Origin of the sequence: Enterococcus sp. DIV0682 (assembly GCF_051712685.1) — a bacterium.
GTDB classification, from domain to species: Bacteria; Bacillota; Bacilli; order Lactobacillales; family Enterococcaceae; genus Enterococcus; species Enterococcus faecalis.
Map to the genome: position 1 here is coordinate 2267491 of NZ_JBIOPK010000001.1, position 18758 is coordinate 2286248.

The 18758-nt window shown below is 37.9% G+C and carries 20 protein-coding genes and 1 riboswitch; of the genes, 5 read left to right on the top strand and 15 right to left on the bottom strand.

Annotation, left to right across the window (positions count from 1 at the left end; translation table 11 throughout):
• Nucleotides 1–314 precede the first annotated feature (314 nt).
• Both nrdD and nrdG read left to right on the top strand, forming a co-directional pair.
• Nucleotides 315–2498: an anaerobic ribonucleoside-triphosphate reductase gene (nrdD, locus tag IGK96_RS10860; protein ID WP_010825490.1), complete on the top strand. Its 2184-nt coding sequence runs from the start codon at nucleotides 315–317 to the stop codon at nucleotides 2496–2498.
• A gap of 32 nt (nucleotides 2499–2530) precedes the next feature.
• The gene (gene nrdG / locus IGK96_RS10865) at nucleotides 2531–3127 is read left to right on the top strand and encodes an anaerobic ribonucleoside-triphosphate reductase activating protein (protein WP_002356379.1); all 597 of its coding nucleotides are present in this window, start codon (nucleotides 2531–2533) and stop codon (nucleotides 3125–3127) included.
• Between the two features lie 44 nt (nucleotides 3128–3171).
• Here nrdG and dinB read toward each other — a convergent pair whose 3' ends face one another.
• From dinB to IGK96_RS10935, 14 genes are all read right to left on the bottom strand, one after another.
• Nucleotides 3172–4287, bottom strand: a complete 1116-nt coding sequence (gene dinB, locus IGK96_RS10870) for a DNA polymerase IV (RefSeq protein WP_023894966.1) — start codon at nucleotides 4285–4287, stop codon at nucleotides 3172–3174.
• 128 nt (nucleotides 4288–4415) lie between these two features.
• The gene (locus tag IGK96_RS10875; protein ID WP_002356377.1) at nucleotides 4416–5174 is read right to left on the bottom strand and encodes an ABC transporter permease; all 759 of its coding nucleotides are present in this window, start codon (nucleotides 5172–5174) and stop codon (nucleotides 4416–4418) included.
• Nucleotides 5158–5820, bottom strand: a complete 663-nt coding sequence (locus tag IGK96_RS10880) for an ABC transporter ATP-binding protein (RefSeq protein ID WP_002356375.1) — start codon at nucleotides 5818–5820, stop codon at nucleotides 5158–5160. Before IGK96_RS10880 ends, IGK96_RS10875 begins: the two co-directional genes overlap by 17 nt.
• Before the next feature lie 14 nt (nucleotides 5821–5834).
• Nucleotides 5835–6707 carry a 16S rRNA (cytidine(1402)-2'-O)-methyltransferase gene (gene rsmI, locus IGK96_RS10885; RefSeq protein ID WP_002356373.1) on the bottom strand — a complete coding sequence of 291 codons (873 nt, stop codon included), beginning with the start codon at nucleotides 6705–6707 and terminating at the stop codon, nucleotides 5835–5837.
• Between the two features lie 111 nt (nucleotides 6708–6818).
• The gene (locus tag IGK96_RS10890; protein ID WP_002356372.1) at nucleotides 6819–7166 is read right to left on the bottom strand and encodes a DNA replication initiation control protein YabA; all 348 of its coding nucleotides are present in this window, start codon (nucleotides 7164–7166) and stop codon (nucleotides 6819–6821) included.
• The gene (locus IGK96_RS10895) at nucleotides 7159–7998 is read right to left on the bottom strand and encodes a PSP1 domain-containing protein (protein ID WP_002356371.1); all 840 of its coding nucleotides are present in this window, start codon (nucleotides 7996–7998) and stop codon (nucleotides 7159–7161) included. The genes IGK96_RS10890 and IGK96_RS10895 overlap by 8 nt, the downstream gene beginning before the upstream one ends.
• Nucleotides 7999–8113: 115 nt before the next feature.
• Entirely contained in the window at nucleotides 8114–9064 is a 951-nt protein-coding gene (gene holB / locus IGK96_RS10900) for a DNA polymerase III subunit delta' (RefSeq protein WP_002384059.1), read from the bottom strand.
• A 1-nt stretch (nucleotide 9065) separates the two neighbouring features.
• A complete protein-coding gene (locus IGK96_RS10905; RefSeq protein WP_002356367.1) occupies nucleotides 9066–9395 on the bottom strand; it encodes a cyclic-di-AMP receptor in 330 nt (109 codons plus the stop codon).
• Between the two features lie 19 nt (nucleotides 9396–9414).
• Complete coding sequence (gene tmk / locus IGK96_RS10910; RefSeq protein WP_002382493.1) at nucleotides 9415–10053, bottom strand: dTMP kinase; 639 nt, start codon at nucleotides 10051–10053, stop codon at nucleotides 9415–9417.
• 208 nt (nucleotides 10054–10261) lie between these two features.
• Nucleotides 10262–10858 (bottom strand): recombination mediator RecR, encoded by a 597-nt coding sequence (gene recR, locus IGK96_RS10915; protein WP_002356363.1) that lies wholly within the window; start codon nucleotides 10856–10858, stop codon nucleotides 10262–10264.
• A gap of 175 nt (nucleotides 10859–11033) precedes the next feature.
• Entirely contained in the window at nucleotides 11034–11696 is a 663-nt protein-coding gene (gene tenA, locus IGK96_RS10920; protein WP_002379778.1) for a thiaminase II, read from the bottom strand.
• 11 nt (nucleotides 11697–11707) lie between these two features.
• Nucleotides 11708–12361: a CbiQ family ECF transporter T component gene (locus IGK96_RS10925; protein ID WP_002362491.1), complete on the bottom strand. Its 654-nt coding sequence runs from the start codon at nucleotides 12359–12361 to the stop codon at nucleotides 11708–11710.
• Nucleotides 12352–13710, bottom strand: a complete 1359-nt coding sequence (locus IGK96_RS10930) for an ABC transporter ATP-binding protein (RefSeq protein ID WP_049095896.1) — start codon at nucleotides 13708–13710, stop codon at nucleotides 12352–12354. Before IGK96_RS10930 ends, IGK96_RS10925 begins: the two co-directional genes overlap by 10 nt.
• On the bottom strand, nucleotides 13707–14270 hold the full coding sequence (locus tag IGK96_RS10935) for an ECF transporter S component (protein ID WP_002359429.1): 564 nt from the start codon (nucleotides 14268–14270) through the stop codon (nucleotides 13707–13709). The genes IGK96_RS10930 and IGK96_RS10935 overlap by 4 nt, the downstream gene beginning before the upstream one ends.
• Before the next feature lie 104 nt (nucleotides 14271–14374).
• Nucleotides 14375–14465, bottom strand: a riboswitch (TPP riboswitch).
• Nucleotides 14466–14643: 178 nt separating this feature from the next.
• Between IGK96_RS10935 and IGK96_RS10940 the strand changes: the two genes are divergently transcribed.
• The gene (locus IGK96_RS10940; protein WP_002374038.1) at nucleotides 14644–15429 is read left to right on the top strand and encodes a TraX family protein; all 786 of its coding nucleotides are present in this window, start codon (nucleotides 14644–14646) and stop codon (nucleotides 15427–15429) included.
• A gap of 163 nt (nucleotides 15430–15592) precedes the next feature.
• Entirely contained in the window at nucleotides 15593–16954 is a 1362-nt protein-coding gene (locus IGK96_RS10945) for an MFS transporter (protein WP_002382490.1), read from the top strand.
• Nucleotides 16955–17022: 68 nt separating this feature from the next.
• Here the strand turns inward: IGK96_RS10945 and IGK96_RS10950 are convergent, their stop codons facing one another.
• The gene (locus IGK96_RS10950; protein ID WP_016618086.1) at nucleotides 17023–18195 is read right to left on the bottom strand and encodes an MFS transporter; all 1173 of its coding nucleotides are present in this window, start codon (nucleotides 18193–18195) and stop codon (nucleotides 17023–17025) included.
• Nucleotides 18196–18339: 144 nt separating this feature from the next.
• Between IGK96_RS10950 and IGK96_RS10955 the strand changes: the two genes are divergently transcribed.
• Complete coding sequence (locus IGK96_RS10955; RefSeq protein ID WP_002356348.1) at nucleotides 18340–18696, top strand: winged helix-turn-helix transcriptional regulator; 357 nt, start codon at nucleotides 18340–18342, stop codon at nucleotides 18694–18696.
• The last annotated feature ends 62 nt before the right edge of the window (nucleotides 18697–18758 follow it).

The window sequence follows — 18758 nt, forward strand, 5'->3', positions numbered from 1 at the left end:
CAAAGAATAATTGGCATTTCGCGAATAAATCCGCAAACAATTATTATTTAATAATTGTTATTTTTTAGTGTTGCTTTTAGCAATTTGGCAAAAAACTCTTTGCTGTTTTTTAATTTGGACAAAGAATTTTTTTCACGCAAAAAAATTTGCTCAATCCTTTTCTTCATTTGTTTTCATATTTTTTCAAAACAACACAAGCACAATATATAGTGTTTGTCTAGTGATATTTTACTAAAAATACGCAATATATCGATTGAATTTAGCCGACCTTTGTATTAGGATAGTTACTAACGAGATATAAGGAGCTGGATAAAATGATGAAGATTACTGATGAAAAAGCCGAGGATGTTAATCTCTCAACAATTAAAGTCGTCAAACGAGATGGTCGTTTAGTGACTTTCGATGATCAAAAAATATACGACGCTTTGATCAAAGCTGAACAAAAAATACATGACCAAGTCACTCCTTTGACACATCAAAAAGTCCAATCGATTGTTGCCGATGTCAATCGAGAAATTGCCGAACGTTTTACCAATAACGTAAAAATTTATGAAATTCAAAATATTGTGGAACATACTCTGCTATCCAACAACGAATATGCCTTAGCCGAAGAATACATTCATTACAGAACCCAACGTGATTTTGAGCGTAGTAAAGCGACTGATATTAATGTATCTATCGGCAAATTAATTAATAAAGATCAGACTGTCGTGAACGAAAATGCCAACAAAGACAGTGACGTTTTTAATACGCAACGTGATCTAACCGCTGGGATTGTTGGAAAATCAATTGGTTTAAAGATGTTGCCTTCACACGTGGCTAATGCCCATCAAAAAGGCGACATTCATTACCACGATTTAGATTATCATCCATATACGCCCATGACAAACTGCTGTTTAATTGATTTTAAAGGCATGCTAAACAATGGCTTTAAAATTGGGAACGCTGATGTCGAATCACCAAAATCAATTCAAACGGCCACTGCACAAATTTCTCAAATTATTGCCAATGTAGCTTCCAGTCAATATGGTGGATGCTCTGCCGATCGGATTGATGAATTATTAGCGCCTTTTGCAGAACGTAATTATGAAAAACATTTAGCAGATGCGCAAGAATGGATTGAAGGAGAAGAACGCCAAAAAGCATTCGCTCAGAAGAAAACGAAAAAAGATATTTTTGATGCCATGCAAAGTCTTGAGTATGAAATTAATACTTTATTTACTTCCAATGGACAAACCCCTTTTACTTCTCTGGGATTTGGTTTAGGTACCAACTGGTTTGAGCGAGAAATTCAACGGGCGATTTTACAAATCCGAATTAATGGTTTAGGGATTGAAAAACGAACAGCTATTTTCCCAAAACTGATTTTCACAATTAAACGCGGCGTCAATGCGCAACCTACTGATCCAAACTACGATATTAAACAACTGGCACTGGAATGCGCAACGAAACGCATGTATCCTGATGTTTTAAACTATGATAAAATCGTTGAACTAACAGGTAGTTTTAAGGTACCAATGGGCTGTCGTTCCTTTTTACAAGGCTGGAAAGACGAACAAGGTGAAGAAGTAAATGTTGGCCGAATGAATTTAGGCGTTGTGACCTTGAACTTACCAAGAATCGCTTTAGAAGCGCAAGGAAGCCAAGAAAAGTTCTGGCAAATTTTAAATGAACGTTTAGCGATCGTTAAAGATGCTTTGGTTTATCGGGTTGAACGTGTTAAAGAAGCTAAACCAGCGAATGCACCGATTTTATACATGTATGGTGCATTTGGAAAACGTTTAGCTACACAGGATGCCGTAGATGAACTGTTTAAAAACAAACGTGCCACGGTTTCGCTTGGCTATATTGGCTTGTATGAAGTGGCTTCTGCCTTTTACGGCGGTGCTTGGGAGGACAATCAAGAGGCCAAAAACTTTACACTGGATATTTTAAAAGAACTGAAAAAAAATGCCGACAACTGGGGCAACGAATACGGCTATCATTTTAGTGTCTACTCTACACCGAGCGAAAGCTTGACTGACCGTTTTTGCCGTTTAGATACTGAAAAATTTGGCATCGTCGAAAATATTACAGATAAAGAATATTACACAAATAGTTTCCATTATGATGTACGCAAAAATCCAACGCCTTTTGAAAAACTTGATTTTGAAAAGGATTATCCAAAATACTGTTCTGGTGGTTTTATCCACTACTGTGAATACCCCATGTTACAGCAAAATTCCAAAGCACTTGAAGCTGTCTGGGATTACGCTTATGACAAAGTTGGCTATTTAGGAACCAATACGCCAATTGATCATTGTTATGCCTGTGGTTTTGAAGGGGACTTCCATCCAACTGAACGTGGCTTTGAATGTCCAGAATGTGGCAATCATGATCCTAAGACTTGTGATGTCGTTAAACGGACTTGTGGTTATTTAGGTAACCCGCAAGCTCGCCCAATGGTACATGGTCGTCACAAAGAAATTTCCTCTCGTGTGAAACATTTAAAAAATTAAACTCGATTATTCTATAGAAAGAAGTTTTGCTGATGCGTAATCCGAAACCACAAGAATGGAAAACCGAAGACTACAGCCAAAAAAAGATTGCCGATTACAAAGCGTTCAACTTTGTTGATGGCGAAGGTGTACGCAATAGTTTATATGTGAGCGGCTGTCTCTTTGCTTGTGAAGGTTGTTTTAACAAAGCTGTCCAAAATTTCAATTACGGTACGCCGTTTACAGAATCTTTAATGAATCAAATTATTGAAGATTTGTCCCATGACTATGTCCAAGGTTTGACTCTTTTGGGTGGTGAACCTTTTCTGAATACAGATGTTTGTCTTAGTGTAGTCAAACGTGTGCGGGAAACATTTGGCTCAGCCAAAGATATCTGGTCTTGGTCTGGGTATACCTTTGAAGAACTACTTTTAGAAACGCCTGATAAGCTTGAACTACTCCATTCAATTGACATTTTAGTTGATGGGCGCTTTGAACTGGCAAAACGTAATTTAAATTTACAATTTCGTGGCAGTAGTAATCAACGGATTATTGATGTACCCAAATCACTTGCTGCTGGCAAAGCTGTTATTTGGGAAAAATGTCATGACGCCGAAACGTCTTATGAACAAATCAAAAAATCAATTTAAAAAAGTTAGCCCTTTAGCCATCTCTTGAGGATGTGTCTAAAGGGCTAACTTTTTTCCCATAAAGGTAAAACAATGTTTTCATACGCTAGTGGATCTAAATTCGTTAAAGTAATGCCTAATAAACGGATTCCTTGTTCTAAACCTAAAATATCTTCCCAAATTAAATTCGCTTGATAGAAAAGTTCTTCTTTTTTAGAAATATATTCAGGTAATGTCACACGTTTCGTAATCGTCGTATAGTCAGTATAACGAACTTTCAGGACTACTGTTTTGCCATGTTTTTGCACTCGTTGCAATGCACGCTCAACACCTGCTGCTAATTGTCTCAATTGAGCCGTAACCTGCTCTTCCGTCGTTAAAGGGGTGCCGTAAGTATGTTCCTTGCCTACCGACTTACGATCTCTAGTCACTTGAACTGGCGCATCATGGATACCGCGGACTTTACGATACAATGAATAACCCATTTTACCGAATAACCGAATCAACGTCATCTCATCTTGCTTGTATAAATCTGCTCCAGTAAAAATCCCTAGTTCATGCATTTTGGGCACTGTTTTTTTGCCGATTCCGTGGAAATCTTCAATCGGTAATGCTTTCAAAAAATCTTCGGCCTCTTCTGGTAAGACAACCGTCAGGCCCTTTGGTTTCTGAAAATCTGATGCTAACTTGGCTAAAAACTTATTGTAACTAACACCTGCCGAGCAAGTTAACTGCAATTCATGCCAAATATCATATTGGATCATTTTCGCAATTTTAATAGCCGACTTACTGTTGACCTTATTTTCAGTTACATCTAAATACGCTTCGTCAATAGATACTGGTTCAATCACATCTGTATAGCGGCGAAAAATTTCACGGATTTCTTGAGAAATTTCACTATATTTCTGATAATTACCTGGCTTAAAAATGGCACTTGGACATAGTTCATACGCCTTTTGAGCACTCATAGCCGAGTGAATACCGTACTGTCGAGCAATATAATTCGCTGTGGTCACCACTCCTTTGCCCCCAGTATCACTTGGATGGCGCGCAATAACTAACGGATGTCCTACTAACTCTGGATGATCTCGTTCTTCAACTGAAGCAAAAAACGCGTCCATATCTATATGTATAATTTTTCTCGACGTATCTTTTTTTAAGGGAAAACGTAATTCGCTCATCATTTTGATTCGCCTCCTCCCTCCATTATATACGAACGTCCGTTCTTTTTCAAATTGAAACTTCTTTATTTCAACCAGAAAAAGCTGAAAATCCGTGAAGTTATAAACACAGATTTCCAGCTTTTTAATTAAACAACCAATTGTTTTTGTTGATTATAGTAGCCTTTATAGGCAAGATAAGTTGCAATCACTGAACCAATACTTGTTGCTGATAGCAACATAAAAGTCACCATAATCTGATATTTTATCGCATGGACCGGATCAACGCCCGCAAAAATCAAGCCTGACATCATCCCAGGCAAACTAACAATTCCGACAGTTTTGGCAGAATCAATCGTCGGCGCCATCCCGGTTTTCACACTTTGTTGGATGATTGGTAAAGAGGCGAGTTTGATAGTTGCACCTAATGCTAGTTTCTCCATTACCGCTTGCCGTTGGTTTTGAAAAAGAGTATCTAAATTGCGATAGCATAAACCAATTGCCACCATCGAATTGCTGGCAATCATCCCACTGATAGGAATGATTTGAGAAGGAATAAATTTAATAGAACCAGAAAAAATCAAAATACCAATGGTAATTCCTGTACTACAACCAATTGCAATGAAAGAAATCAAAAAGCCCTTTTGTAATTGCTGGCTGCGTTTTTTTGCATTAAAGGCTGCGTTGGAAACAATCACCAAAACCATGATGAGCGTTAAAATCAGGTTATTGACTTGAAAAACATATTTTAATAAATAGCCGACTGCGACTAATTGAATGACTGCTCGAATCACACTAATAATAATATCTTTGGTAAAACCTAATTTTTCTTTAGTACTAATAATTAATGCGACCACCACTAGCATGGCTGAAAAAAATAAGGATAAATTATTAACTGCTAAATCCATCTGTCGGCGCCACCTTTCCTGCTACAATACGAATCACTTGCTGTGCTTGCTGAATTTCTTCGGTATCATGCGTGACACGAACCAGCGTGACTCCTTGCTCTTTGTTTAATTGGTTTAACAATTGATTGACAATCTGTTTGCTTTCTTCATCTAATCCCGTTGTAACTTCGTCTAATAATAAAACATCTGGTACAAAAATAATGTTTCGTAGCAAAGCAACCCGTTGTCGCTCACCACCAGAGAGTTCAGCTATTTTCTTTTCAAGATAAGCAGCGGGCAATTTCACTTGTTGGAGCAATGCCACGACTTTTTCCTGATTAAACGCTTCTTGTCTGACGGTAAATGGAAATAATAAATTATCATACACGGTTTCACCAAATAAAGTTGGCTGCTGAAAACAATAAGAAACCTTTTGGCGGTATGTTTCGATTGGCATTGTAGTAATTGGCGCTTCTTGATAAAAAATTTCGCCTTCTGTAGGACTTAATAATGAAGATAAAATTTTTAAAAATGTACTTTTCCCGCTACCTGAAGGACCAACAATTGTTGTATTGCTGCCTGTTTCAAATGACAAATCAATATCAGAAAGAATGCTACGACCATTTACTTGATAAGACACGCCTTCTGCTCGCAATAAATTACTCATGTTTCTCTCCTTTTTTAAATGGAATGATATTCTTTATATACTTCTTGTTTTTTTACATTTCTCAATTTGGCCACTTCTTTGATTGCCTCTTTGGAACTCCGTCCCTCTTCCTCCATTAAAACTTGCACATGTTCCTTGAGGGAAATAGCTGGCATTGCTGCTATTGTCTCTTTCTCACCAGTAAATCCGCTAACTAATAAACAACACTCGCCTTTTAGCGTATTTTCTGCTAAATATTCTGTTAGTTCACCTAAGGTACCACGCAAATACTCTTCATGAAGTTTCGTTAATTCTCGACAAATCACAGCGGGGCGTTCTTGACCATAGACTTCAGCAAACGTTGCTACCGTTTTAGCAATCCGATAGGGGGACTCATAAAAAATCTGTGTCGGCCGTTCTTCTTTTAATGCTGATAACACGTCTTTCTGTTCTTTTTTCTTTCTTGGTAAAAAACCATAAAACGTAAATGGCTGTGGTAAAAGACCCGAGGCAATCAAGGCGGTCATTCCTGCCGTAGGTCCTGGCAAGGCAATCACTGCCAGTTCTTCTTCAAGACATGCTGTAACCAATTCATGACCAGGATCACTAATTGAAGGCATACCTGCATCGCTAACTTGGGCAATCGTTTCACCACTCAGCAATCGTGTAATCAGTTGAGGAATTCGCTCTTTGTAATTATGTTCGTGTAAACTAATTTGTGGTGTTGTAATCTCAAAATGATTTAGCAATTTTTGTGTGTTTCTTGTGTCCTCACTAGCAATCACCGTTGCTTCTTTCAATATGTTTAAACAACGAATACTCATATCTTCTAAATTGCCGATCGGTGTTGGGACAAGATACAATTTTCCTTTTGTTGTTTGCTTATCAAAACTTTTCTGTTTTTGCATAGCGCATCCCTCATTTTCCTTTTTCGTTCTATAAATAGATAAAGGTTTGATTTGACAATCGATTGACTGTCAAACCAAACCTTTCCTTTTTATTTGCAGTGTCCACTAGACTTAACGCGTACGTTCCCCATAAATAACATCAAGACAAAAGGCACATTCTTCATCATTTTCACGTCTTGAACCATATAAAATATTGCAGACATGGAAGCCCTCTTCATAAAGTTTTTCCAAATTCATACGTGATTTTGATAGCTCTTGTTTTTCAGTTTCAGTTGTATTTCCTGCTAACTTATTCAGTTCTTGGAGATGCTCTCGTAAGCGTTGGTTTTCGATTTCCAACGTGGTATTTTTTTCTACCAACTCATGGAGTGCTGCTTTAATTTCTCTTAATTGTGTCACTGAACTGTCTAAATCAGTTTCCAACGAATTTAATCCATCATAGAGCGAACGTTTATCCATTTTGATCACCTTTTTCAGCAGCAACTTTCGCAGTAGCTTCTTTGATTTCTTCGTAATCATAATCCGCTGCGATTTCACGACCATGCAGACGAACTTTGACAATCCGACTTAATAGATTCAACCCGACGACTTTGCCTTTGCCATCTGGTGTTATTACTTCTTTTCCATAATCTGGTAATTCTTTTTTAGCGGCTTCATATTCGTCGTTTTCATATTTCAAACAACACATTAAGCGGCCACATAATCCCGAAATTTTGACAGGATTTAAAGATAACCCTTGATCTTTAGCCATTTTGATTGAAACTGGCATAAAATCTCCTAGAAATGTTGAGCAACACAGTTGTCTGCCACAAGGGCCAATGCCACCTAATATTTTCGCTTCATCTCGGACACCAATTTGACGTAACTCAATTCGCGTCCGGAAAATAGCCGCTAAGTCTTTGACTAATTCACGAAAATCAATTCGCCCATCTGCCGTAAAGTAAAAAATCATTTTGCTACGATCGAAGGTATATTCTACTCGCACTAATTTCATTTTTAAGTCATGAGCTCGAATTTTTTCATTGGCAATGCTTTTGGCAGCTTCTGCATCAGCCAAATTTTTTTGTTCTTTTTCTAAATCATTGGCTGTTGCTTTATTTAAAATGGGTTTTAGGTCCTCTGGTAAATCGTCTGAATCGACTGTTTTTTTAGGAATAGCAACAGTAGCTAATTGTTTTGACTGTTGAGATTCAACGAGTACTTTCTCATTATAAATATACTCAGATTTTCCAGGAGCAAAATAATAGATATGACCGGCTTCACGGAAGCGAACTCCTACTACTTCTACCATTTTATTCCTCCTAATCTAGTTCAAGTGAACGTCGCTTCAATCGGTTAAGGAACTTGTGAAACAACTAAGTTCCTACTATATTATGAAACTGAATGCCACTTGGCACTTTTTTCCTTTATGATTTAGGGTGAATCATTTGGATAACTAATTGTTCACAAACATTTTGCCAACTAACATTGGCAGTCCATTTTTGGCGTGCTTTCAAAATTAGCGCCAACCGTTCCGCCTGCTCTTCCGTTACTTTTTTGGCTTGCTGTGTCGCAACACTTTCTTCCAATAATTGACGGTAATAAACCATGAGCAAGTCAAAGCTAAGCGCTTGTTGTTCTTTTTCCTTAAATACTTTGACCATTTTCTTCTGAACGTAGATAAATGCCTGTAAATCATTACTTTTTAGATAATTAAACCATTGCAAAATGATTTCCCTAGCTTCATTAAACCATTCATCTTGAGAGATTTCAACTGCTTTCTCAAAACTATTTGTCAGCTCAGCTAAAAGGGTTGCAGTCTTTTCACCAATCCCCTGTTTGATTAAGCGATCAATTAATGTTTTTTTGACTAATGGTTGAAAATGTAAGGTTTGGCATCGTGATTGAATCGTTGGTAAAATTCGAGAAAGCGAAGTGGTTTCTAAAATAGCTAAAATTTGTCCTTCTGGTTCTTCTAAAAATTTTAAGAGACTATTGGCTGCGCCGGTACTCATTTTATCTGCTTCTTGAATTAAGAAAACTTTTTTAGCAGTCTCGACCCCACTTTTAGAAAACTCCGCTTTTAATTCACGGATTTGGTTCACTTTGATGGTTTGCCCATCTGGCGCAATTCTTAAAACATCTGGATGTTCATTTTCATTAATCCGCACACAATTATGGCATTCGTTACAAGGCTGTTGATTTACTAAATTCGTACAAAAGACATGTTTCGCCATCCATAAGCCAAATTCTTGTTTTCCAGTTCCTGTATCTCCTTCAAAAAGATAAGCATGGGCAAGACGACCATGCTCAAAACTTTTTTGGAGTTGCTTGTACAGCAAAGGTTGCATTTGCTGTAGCTGTTGTGCTTCATTCATCTTAATATTGATGGAATCCTTCAACTGGTAAGACGAAGCAAGTAGCGCCGCCTACTTCAACTTCCACAGGATAAGGAATTTGGCCATCCATTGTGATATCTAAAGTCACAGGTGTTGAAACATATTGTTTTCTTGATTGACATGTTTCTTTAATTAAAGCTAATGTTTCGTCGACACGTTCATCATCAATCCCAATAATAAATGTGCTGTTTCCCGCTTTTAAGAATCCACCTGTTGAGGATAATTTTGTAGCACGAATATTGGCATCAATAAATTCGTTGGCTAATCGGTTACTATCTTTGTCTTGTACAATGGCTAAAATAATCTTCATGGTCTACACCTTCCTATAATTAAAAGTTTTCTGGATAACGTCCAATAATCGCCTGATACGTTGCTTCTACTACAAGTTCTAAACTCATCCGTGCATCAATCTTTTTGATCCGTTGTGGATTTTCTTCTGCTAATTTCAAATATTCATGACGAACACGTTGATGAAATTCTAATCCTTCTGAATCTAAGCGATCAATTTGCTGTGTTCGATTTTCTTGAATCCGCCGTAAGCCAGTATCTGAGTCAACGTCTAAATAAATTGTAAAATCTGGTGAGACACCTTCTGTCGCAAACGCATTAATTGAAGCAATGGGGGCAATCCCAATTCTACGCCCAGCGCCTTGGTAGGCTAATGAGCTGTCAACAAAACGATCACATAGGACTAAATGACCCGCTTCCAAAGCTGGCAAGATTTTTTCCACTAAATGTTGACGACGAGCAGCTGCGTAAAGTAAAGCTTCTGTTCGCTCATCCATTCTGTCATTTCTTGGATCTAAAATAACTGTTCGAATCTTTTCGGCAATCGGTATGCCGCCTGGTTCTCTTGTGGTGACAATTTTTCGTTTTGACTCTTTAGCTAATCTTTCAGAAACTTCCTTCAAAACACTGGTTTTGCCAGCGCCATCTGGACCTTCAAATGTGATAAAAATACCCTGCACGTGCGAAAACTCCAATCAATTTTTACTTGTATCTATTATACTTCATCTTGCTCTATCAGTCTAATTGAAATCCTTATGTCCTATTTAAAGTGATACATCCGCTGAAAAAAAGAAACTGAAAAAGAAGTACGGAAAAGCTTGAACTGCGACATTTTCTCACAGAAACGACCTACTTCGATTTCAACCTCTTTTTCCAACGATGTTTCTTTTAAATTTCTCGACGTCCTTCGACTGCTTTTAGCAAGGTTATTTCGTCTGCATATTCAATATCGCTGCCGACAGACAAGCCGTGTGCCAAACGAGTAACGGTGATTCCAGCTGGTTTAATGAGCCGTGATAAATACATCGCCGTCGCTTCTCCTTCAGTGGTAGCGTTGGTTGCTATAATGACCTCTTTCACTTCATCATCGTGCAATCGTTTGATCAAAGAGGCAATATTAATATCTTCTGGTCCTGTTCCTTCCATCGGTGAAAGCACCCCGTGGAGTACGTGATACAAACCTTGATATTCACGCATTTTTTCCATTGCCATAACGTCTTTTGGTTCTTCCACTACTAAAATAATACTACGGTCACGATTTTTATCTTGGCAAATTTCACAAGGATCTTCTTCAGTAATATTTCCGCAAATACTACAGAAATGGAGATCTCTCTTGACACTAATTAGCGCTTTTGCAAAAGCATTAGCATCTTCTTCTTTCATATCAATTGTATAAAAAGCAAGCCGTGTCGCTGTTTTTTGACCAATTCCTGGTAATTTCATATAACTTTCAATCAATTTTGCAATCGGTTCTGGATAATTCATGAGGCTTCTACAGTCCTTTCTTAGCAAGGCGTTTCTGTTATTACTAAACGAGTTATAACAGATTTTGCGTCACTGAATATCTTATCACGCCCTGTCAAAAAAGCAACTGACAATTACTGCGTTCTAATGCAAAAACAAGTCGTTAGTTACGAGCACTAAACGACTTGTTTTTGCATTAACCAATCCAGGTTTCGTGTGTATAGGCCATTTCCCAAAAAGCGTATTCCATCTCACTGCTGATAACAAAAGCGGTGATCATAGCTGCTTGTTCTTGTGGTGAACTTTCTTCATATAATTGGTCTAACAGTTGGCGTTCCTCTTGGACGTGTTGGTACGCTTCCTCCCCAGCATAGGTTTCAATCCAACGTTGGTACAGTGGCTCTGGTGAGTGTTGTTTGACTAACTGTGCACCAATTTCTTGATAGAGCCAAGAACAAGGCAACATACTTGCTGCGGCCGTCTTAGGCGTTCCTTCAATAAGTTGGCGATACATATGAGAAACATAGTGATAAGCGGTTGGTGCAATCGGTGTCGCTGCAACTTCTTCTTCCGTAATTGCTAGTTCTTCAAAAAAAGTTTCACGAATAGCTAATTCGCCCAACGCGAGATTTTCCGCATTTGTTAAGAGTAATTTTTTCAATCGAGGTTGTTGCGTTTGTGCCGCAATCAAGCGATAAAGTTGACTAAAGTGTTTTAAATAGTAATGATCTTGAATTAAATAGTAGCGAAAAATCGTTGGACTCAAGGTTCCTTCATGTAACTCTGTGATAAAAGGATGCTGAAAACTTCCTTGCCAAGAAGCTTGCGCTTGATCTTTGGCTTGTTCTGTAAATGTCATAGGTTTCTCCTTTACGTTAGAAAAATAAACAAATTGGTAAAAATGATGATCAAAATAGCAAGCCCCAGACTGACTTTTGCTGACACAAAATGCTCTTTTCGACTTCTGGTGGCTCCTTCTTCATAGCCATGGGCAGACATTGCTTCAGTATATTTATCTCGCCAAGAAACAGCAACGAGCAGTGTTTTAACATAAAGCATCGGCGACCAAAAATGAAACGTTTTGCCACGGAGTAGGCTTGCTTCTTTTAAATCATTAATTTCTCTTTTCACTTCCGGTAAGGCGTGAACCACCACTAAAATTCCATAAACAAAGTTCGGTGCTAGCCCCTTTTGTTCCAATAACAACAATAATTCTTCAAAATCAACGCCTACAGCAAAAGCTAGTCCTAAACCGGCAAAGGCATACGTTCGACTAAACAAAAGCCAGGCTTGTTGACTACTCGTACCATGCAAATAAATAGACCAAAACGTCCCGATTGCTGGTAAAAGTGGCAAGAAAAATAACCAAAGCAGTAAGCGGGATTTTCGCTGGCCTATTAAAAAAATGACACAACCCATAAAAACCGCCAAATTTGCCAAAATTGACTGAGAAAAAGATAATTCAAAGGTCAAAATAAGAATCAAAGAAGCATAAATTGCTGCATTTGTTTGCTTTATTTGCATGTGGTTCCCTCCTGCCAGATAATCAATTGTTGCTGCAGCAATTCTATTCGGTAATTGCTCACGCCAGAGAGAGGTTCTAGCCGATGCGTGACGATTAGAAAATCTTGTTGCGCACTTTTTTCTTTGATCCATTCAACAAAATAATTGCATGCTCGCTCATCTAATCCAGCAAAAGGTTCATCTAAAAGTAAACAGTCCAAATCTAAGCTCAGCAAACTAATTAATTGCACCATCTTTTTTTGCCCTTCACTTAGTTGAAAAACACTGTGCTCTAGTTTTTCTTTTAAACCTAAAAAAGTTAAGGCTTCCTCTTGTTTTCTTCTTTTTTCTGCTGTCATGTTCTGACCAAACAAAAGCTCTTCTCGTAAAGTCAACGTGACAAACTGACGATTGGCTTGTTGCACCGCTAATGTCATGTGTTGATACAATTTTTTTGAAGCCCGCAAGCGACGGCCCGCCAAGAACATTTTTCCTTGATATTTTTGTCTCTGAACGATGGCTTTTAATAAGGTGGATTTCCCCGCCCCATTTGGCCCCGTCAACGTGGTAATTCCTTTAAAAAAAAGCGCTTCTTTTTCTTCAAGTAGCACTCGTTTTCCCTGAGACAAACGAAAATTTTTCAATTGGAGCATTGGTTGTTTTACCACAGAATTTGTCAGTTGAAATGTCTGCGGTTTTGTTTTGATAAACGTCAACGGTTGCTTTTCAAACTGGCCATTTTTCAACGTGACGACTTGGTCCACAACATCAGCGTAATCGCTGAAATCGTGGTCGCACACCAAAATCGTTTTGCCTGCTTGATGGAGTCTTGCTAAAATTTGAATAAATTGTTTTCGAGAGGTTGGATCAATGCTTGCAAAAGGTTCATCTAATAAAAGAATATCTGGGTTCATTGCTAGCAGAACTGTCAACGCCGCTTTTTGTTTTTCACCACCAGATAACGTCGCTAATTCTCGTGTGAATAAGGTTTGAGTCTGAACAAGTTGAAGCGCTGTTTGGATTTTTCGGTTCATTTCTTCAGGCGGGATTCCTAGATTTTCTAAAGCAAAAATCAGTTCTCGTTCCAAGGTTTTCATTGTAAATTGTTGACTGGGGTTTTGAAACAGCATGCCAATTTTTTGCGCCTTTTCACGAGTTGATAATTGTCGGCGCTCCATTCCTTCAATCAAAATTTCTCCTTGGTAATCAAGCGGAGCAAATCCGGCAATCAATCGTAAGAGCGTTGATTTTCCACTACCACTATCGCCAATTAATAAGGAAAAAGTTCCTTGAGGAATTGCTAAATTTGTCTTTTCAAACAAGGGTTGTTCTCGTGAAAAGGACACAGCTTTTAATTGGATACTATTCATTTTGCCTTCACAGCTAACCCTTGCGCAGACTGATACATTCGTAAAATAACTTTCGTTAAGAAAATACCAAAGAAACAAATGGAAACGAACCGAACGCTAATTAAAGCAATGTTCATCCCCAGACCGTAATTGCCATAACCAAACTTAAAGTATTCATACACATAACTAAAAATAGTCGTCCCAATCGCACTATAAAATAACGTTAGTGTATCGTACCGTTTGTAGCGTGTCACAAAAAAGCCACTTTCACTACCTAGGCCTTGAATCACACCAGAAATTAATACACTAGGTCCGAAATACGAACCATAAAGCATTTCTGCCAAAGCGGCTAAAACTTCCGCCAAAACAGCACTTCCCGCTCGTGGAATCAGCATCGCTGCAATTGGTGCCACCATGGTCCACATTCCAAATAAAAGCTCATTGGCAAATGGACTCAGTCCTAATGGTAACAGCGCAGCATTCAATAACGCATAGAGGAACCCTGCCCCCATAAAAACACCGCCAAACAAAAAGGCTAAAAAAGCGAGTAAGACGACTTGTTGCAATGACCATTTTTTCAATAAAAAAACTCCTTTCTCTTAACAAAAAGCAAAAGGAGTGACTTAAATAAACCCTGATAAAAGAAAACACACTCATCCTAGGACAGAATGAGTGCGTGAAAAATCAAAGTAAATCGGCATTTCCCTGCGACAGTACTAACTGCATCAGGTTCAATGGGTATCATCTCAGCCATAACAGCACCCCAAATGTTTTTTATTAAAATGTACTTTTACTATAGCATAGAATAATTATAAAAACTAGTCTTGGCACTTTTTTCTTTCATCAAAAGCTGAAGAAATCAAACAATTTTGTAAGATAACTGTTAGGCAAATAAATGGTTGGTTTTTCTGGACTTTGTTATATTGTTCTTTATGAAAGAGAGGCGTTTATACTATGGGTAAAACATTAACTGGCTTTCATTTGAAAGTCATTGGGGTTATTTCAATGGTCTTTGACCATCTATTGCAATTTTTTAGTTTTTTAGGCGTGCCTGGTTGGTTCGGATGGATTGGACGAATTGCTGCACCTATTTTCTTATTTGAAAGTTCTGAAGGCTTCATTCACACAAGCAATCGGCGAAAATACATGTTCCGGTTATTGTTAGGCTTCTGGATTATGGGGATTCTGAATGGCATTTTAAATGCGTATTTTTCAACAGGTGGCTTAATTATCAATAATATTTTTGGGACGTTATTTTTAGGTACGGTCTACATGCAGTCTATGGACTATTTTAAACAAAAACAAATTGGTAAAGGGCTTCTTTGGTTTATTGTGCCTTTATTAATCAGTGCTCTACCTCTCGTTGTTTTTAGTTCTCCAGACATATTAAGCAACCCTGCTATCTTAATTGGTTTCCAAATTTTCAATCTGATTGTGCCATCACTAATGATGACAGAAGGTGGGTTTTTATTTGTTCTCTTGGCTGTGGCTTTTTATTTATTCCATGGCAAAAAGTGGTTACAAATTTCAGCACTTGGCGTTGTTGCGTTGATTTCAGCAGCCAGCTATAATTTCCAAGAACTATTCGGGGTGAACCACCAATGGATGATGATTTTAGCAGCGATTCCAATTGTTCTTTATAATGGTGAAAAAGGCCGTGGCATGCGGAATTTCTTTTATATTTTCTATCCAGCTCACATTGCTATTTTTGCAATTATTAGTTTCTTCATGCAACGTTAATTATTTTCTGCTTGACGATTGCCTAAAAACTGTTTACAATGCAACATGTAAACAAATCGTACAGATAACACGCAAGTTGCGTGTCGAGAGAGAGGCGGTTTCTATTCTTATAGAAACTGCTTCTATTTTTTTACGAAAAAATGAAAACTATAGAGGTGATTAAATGGAACAAAAAAACGTACGATTATTCCCTGCCGTTTTAGCGACAGGAATTATGTCTTTTGCTGGCGTATTAATTGAAACAGCAATGAATGTAACCTTTCCGACATTAACAAAGGAATTTGGTGTTTCCACCGGTACCGTGCAGTGGGTGACAACGATTTATTTATTAGTTATTTCTATCATGGTGCCCTTATCCAATTATTTATTAAAAACCTATTCGTTAAGACGCTTATTTATCGTTGCGAATCTTTTCTTTTTGATTGGTTTAGCGATTGATGTCTATTCGCCATCTTTCAGTATCTTGTTATTAGGCCGACTCTTCCAAGGGGCTAGCACTGGGATTGCTTTGCCACTGATGTTTCATATTATTTTGAACTTTACCCCGCTGGAAAAACGGGGAACGATGATGGGGGTAGGCACATTGACCACTTCAATTGCTCCAGCCATTGGTCCAACGTATGGTGGAATCTTAACATCTTCCCTGTCTTGGCACGCCATCTTTTTATTCTTAATTCCTATTTTACTACTTTCTTTGTTTATGGGATTATCGGCTATTCCAGAAATACCTGTTAAAAAAACCACCACTCTTGATTTGGTTAGTTTAATTGGTATTGCCCTGTTATTTAGTGGTTTGTTGATGTTTTTAAGTAAAATTGGCACATTGTTTGGCTGGCTTTCACTTCTGGCAGCCGTTATTGGCTTTGTTATTTTTTATAAACGAGCAACGACCGCTGAACAGCCACTAGTTCGTTTGACAATTTTAAAAAATCCCGCCTTCGTTTTATTTTTATGTGGCTTTTTAGTTTGTCAATTCTTATTGTTAGGTATTTCCTTTGTCTTACCAAACTTTGTTCAAATCGTCCTTGGAAAAAATGCGTTTGTAGCTGGGCTAGTCATGCTGCCAGGTGCTACAGTCGGGGCCATTTTGGCACCACTTTCTGGACGAGTGTTGGATCAATACGGCGCTAAAAAACCTATATTATTTGGCTTAAGTTTGGCGACAATCGGTTGGCTAGCTTTAACAATTTTACTAGAGATGCCTGTTTTATTAGGATTCGTCGCTGGACATGTTACCTATATGATTGGTCTAGGTTTTGCATACAGTAATATGATGACGACTGGTATGAGCTTGTTAGAGGAGAAAGATTTTGGCGACGGCAATACGTTATTTAATACACTTCAACAATTTTCTGGCGCTATTGCGACGGCCATCGTAGCGACGATTATTAATATCGCTCAAGACCACGCAGATAATTTTGCTCAGGGGACAACGATGGGCTCCCTCATTTCTCTGATTTTCTTGTTAACCTTATTAGTAATTGTTTTAATTGCTTGCTGGAATTATTTCCGCAAAAAAGCTTAAAAAAAAGCAGCTGGTCAGTTCCATAGTGACCAGCTGCTTTTTTTAGTTTTCTAAAGATAGTTGTTTTTTTATGCTTCTTGCTTCCGAATATAAAGTACGAACAAGACAGCAATTAGCACGATAAAACCACCAAAAATCGGTGTATATGTTACTGATAAATGATCTGTGACCACCCCACCTGTCATTGAGCCAACGGTAATCCCAATATTAAAGGCTGCAATATTAAAAGCTGAGGCCAAAGTGATATCTTCTGGAACATACTTTTCCGCTAATTCTACAACATATAGTTGTAAACCAGGTACATTCATAAAGGCAAATAGACCCAACATCAAACTTGCTAATAAGCCTAGAAGACTGTTATCCATTAAAACAGTAATAAATAAAAAGACTAAGGACAGAATTAATAAGCTAAACATTTTTACTAACGAATCTAAGGGTTTTTTATTTGCCCAGTGACCACCTACTGTATTGCCAATTGCGACCATTACGCCATAAATAACTAAAATAATCACTACTGCGTTGGCTGAAAAGCCTAAATTTTCCAATAACGGTGACAAGTACGTATATGCAGCAAACGTTCCACCATAACCAAAAGCAGTAATTAGAAAAGAGAAAACGAGGGGTTTGTTCGTAAAAATCCGCGTGATTCCTTTTAAGTCAACCTTCCCTGGTATCGGTAAATTTTTGGGAACTAAAAAATAACTAGCAATCAGTCCCACCAAGCCAATACTGGCTATAAAAAGAAAGGACATATGCCAAGCTGTTTGTTGCCCAATAAACGTCCCTAAAGGTACACCAGTCACTGTTGCAACCGTTAAGCCCGTAAACATAATAGCAATAGCGCTAGCACGACGTGATGGCGGCACAACATCTGCGGCGATGACAGTCGAAACAGACATGAAAATACCGTGCGCCAATGCAGAAAGTATCCGCCCTACCAATAAAATAATAAACGTTGGCGCAAACGCAGCAATTAAATTCCCACTAATGAAAAGAAGCATAATCCCCAGCATTAATGAGCGACGATTCCATTTTCCTGTCAAAATTGTTAATAACGGCGCCCCAATCGTCACACCTAAAGCGTATAAAGAAACAGTCAAACCTGCTTGGGAAAGACTAATATGAAAACTTTTAACAATCATTGGTAATAAACCCACACTAATAAATTCTGTTGAACCGATTGCGAAAGCATTGATAGCTAATGCAAAGAGCGTTAAATTTGGTGAAATTTTCTTTTCCATTCTCTTCCTCCTAAAAAACATTTGAATTTCAACAAAAATTACTATATACTAAGATTGAATTTTTGATAAGTACCTACTTTTTTGTATCATAGGTACCTTTTAGTAACTTTTGTTTATTATCAACCTATTAAGGAGGAATGTTTTTTGGAAACTCGTACATATGCGATTGGTGTCGAAGCAACAATGGATGTTATTGGCGGTAAATGGAAACCAATTATTCTGTGTAATTTACGGCACGGCGCCATGCGCCCCAGCGATTTAAAACGCGGTATTACTGGCATTAGTCAAAAAATGCTGACACAACAATTACGGGAACTCGAAGAAGACAACATTATCGAGCGGAAAGTTTACAACCAAGTTCCACCAAAAGTCGAATATTATTTAAGCGATTATGGTCAAAGCCTCTCTGCTGTCTTAGATAACTTATGTAATTGGGGAGAATCCCACGTGGCTCATTTGCAAGAACAAGGCCAAGAAATTTATTTAAAATGTGAAGATTAGTGAACAAAACGTTTATAAACTATATTAAGAGGGAACTTTAAGCTATTTAAAGCCTGGGGAAA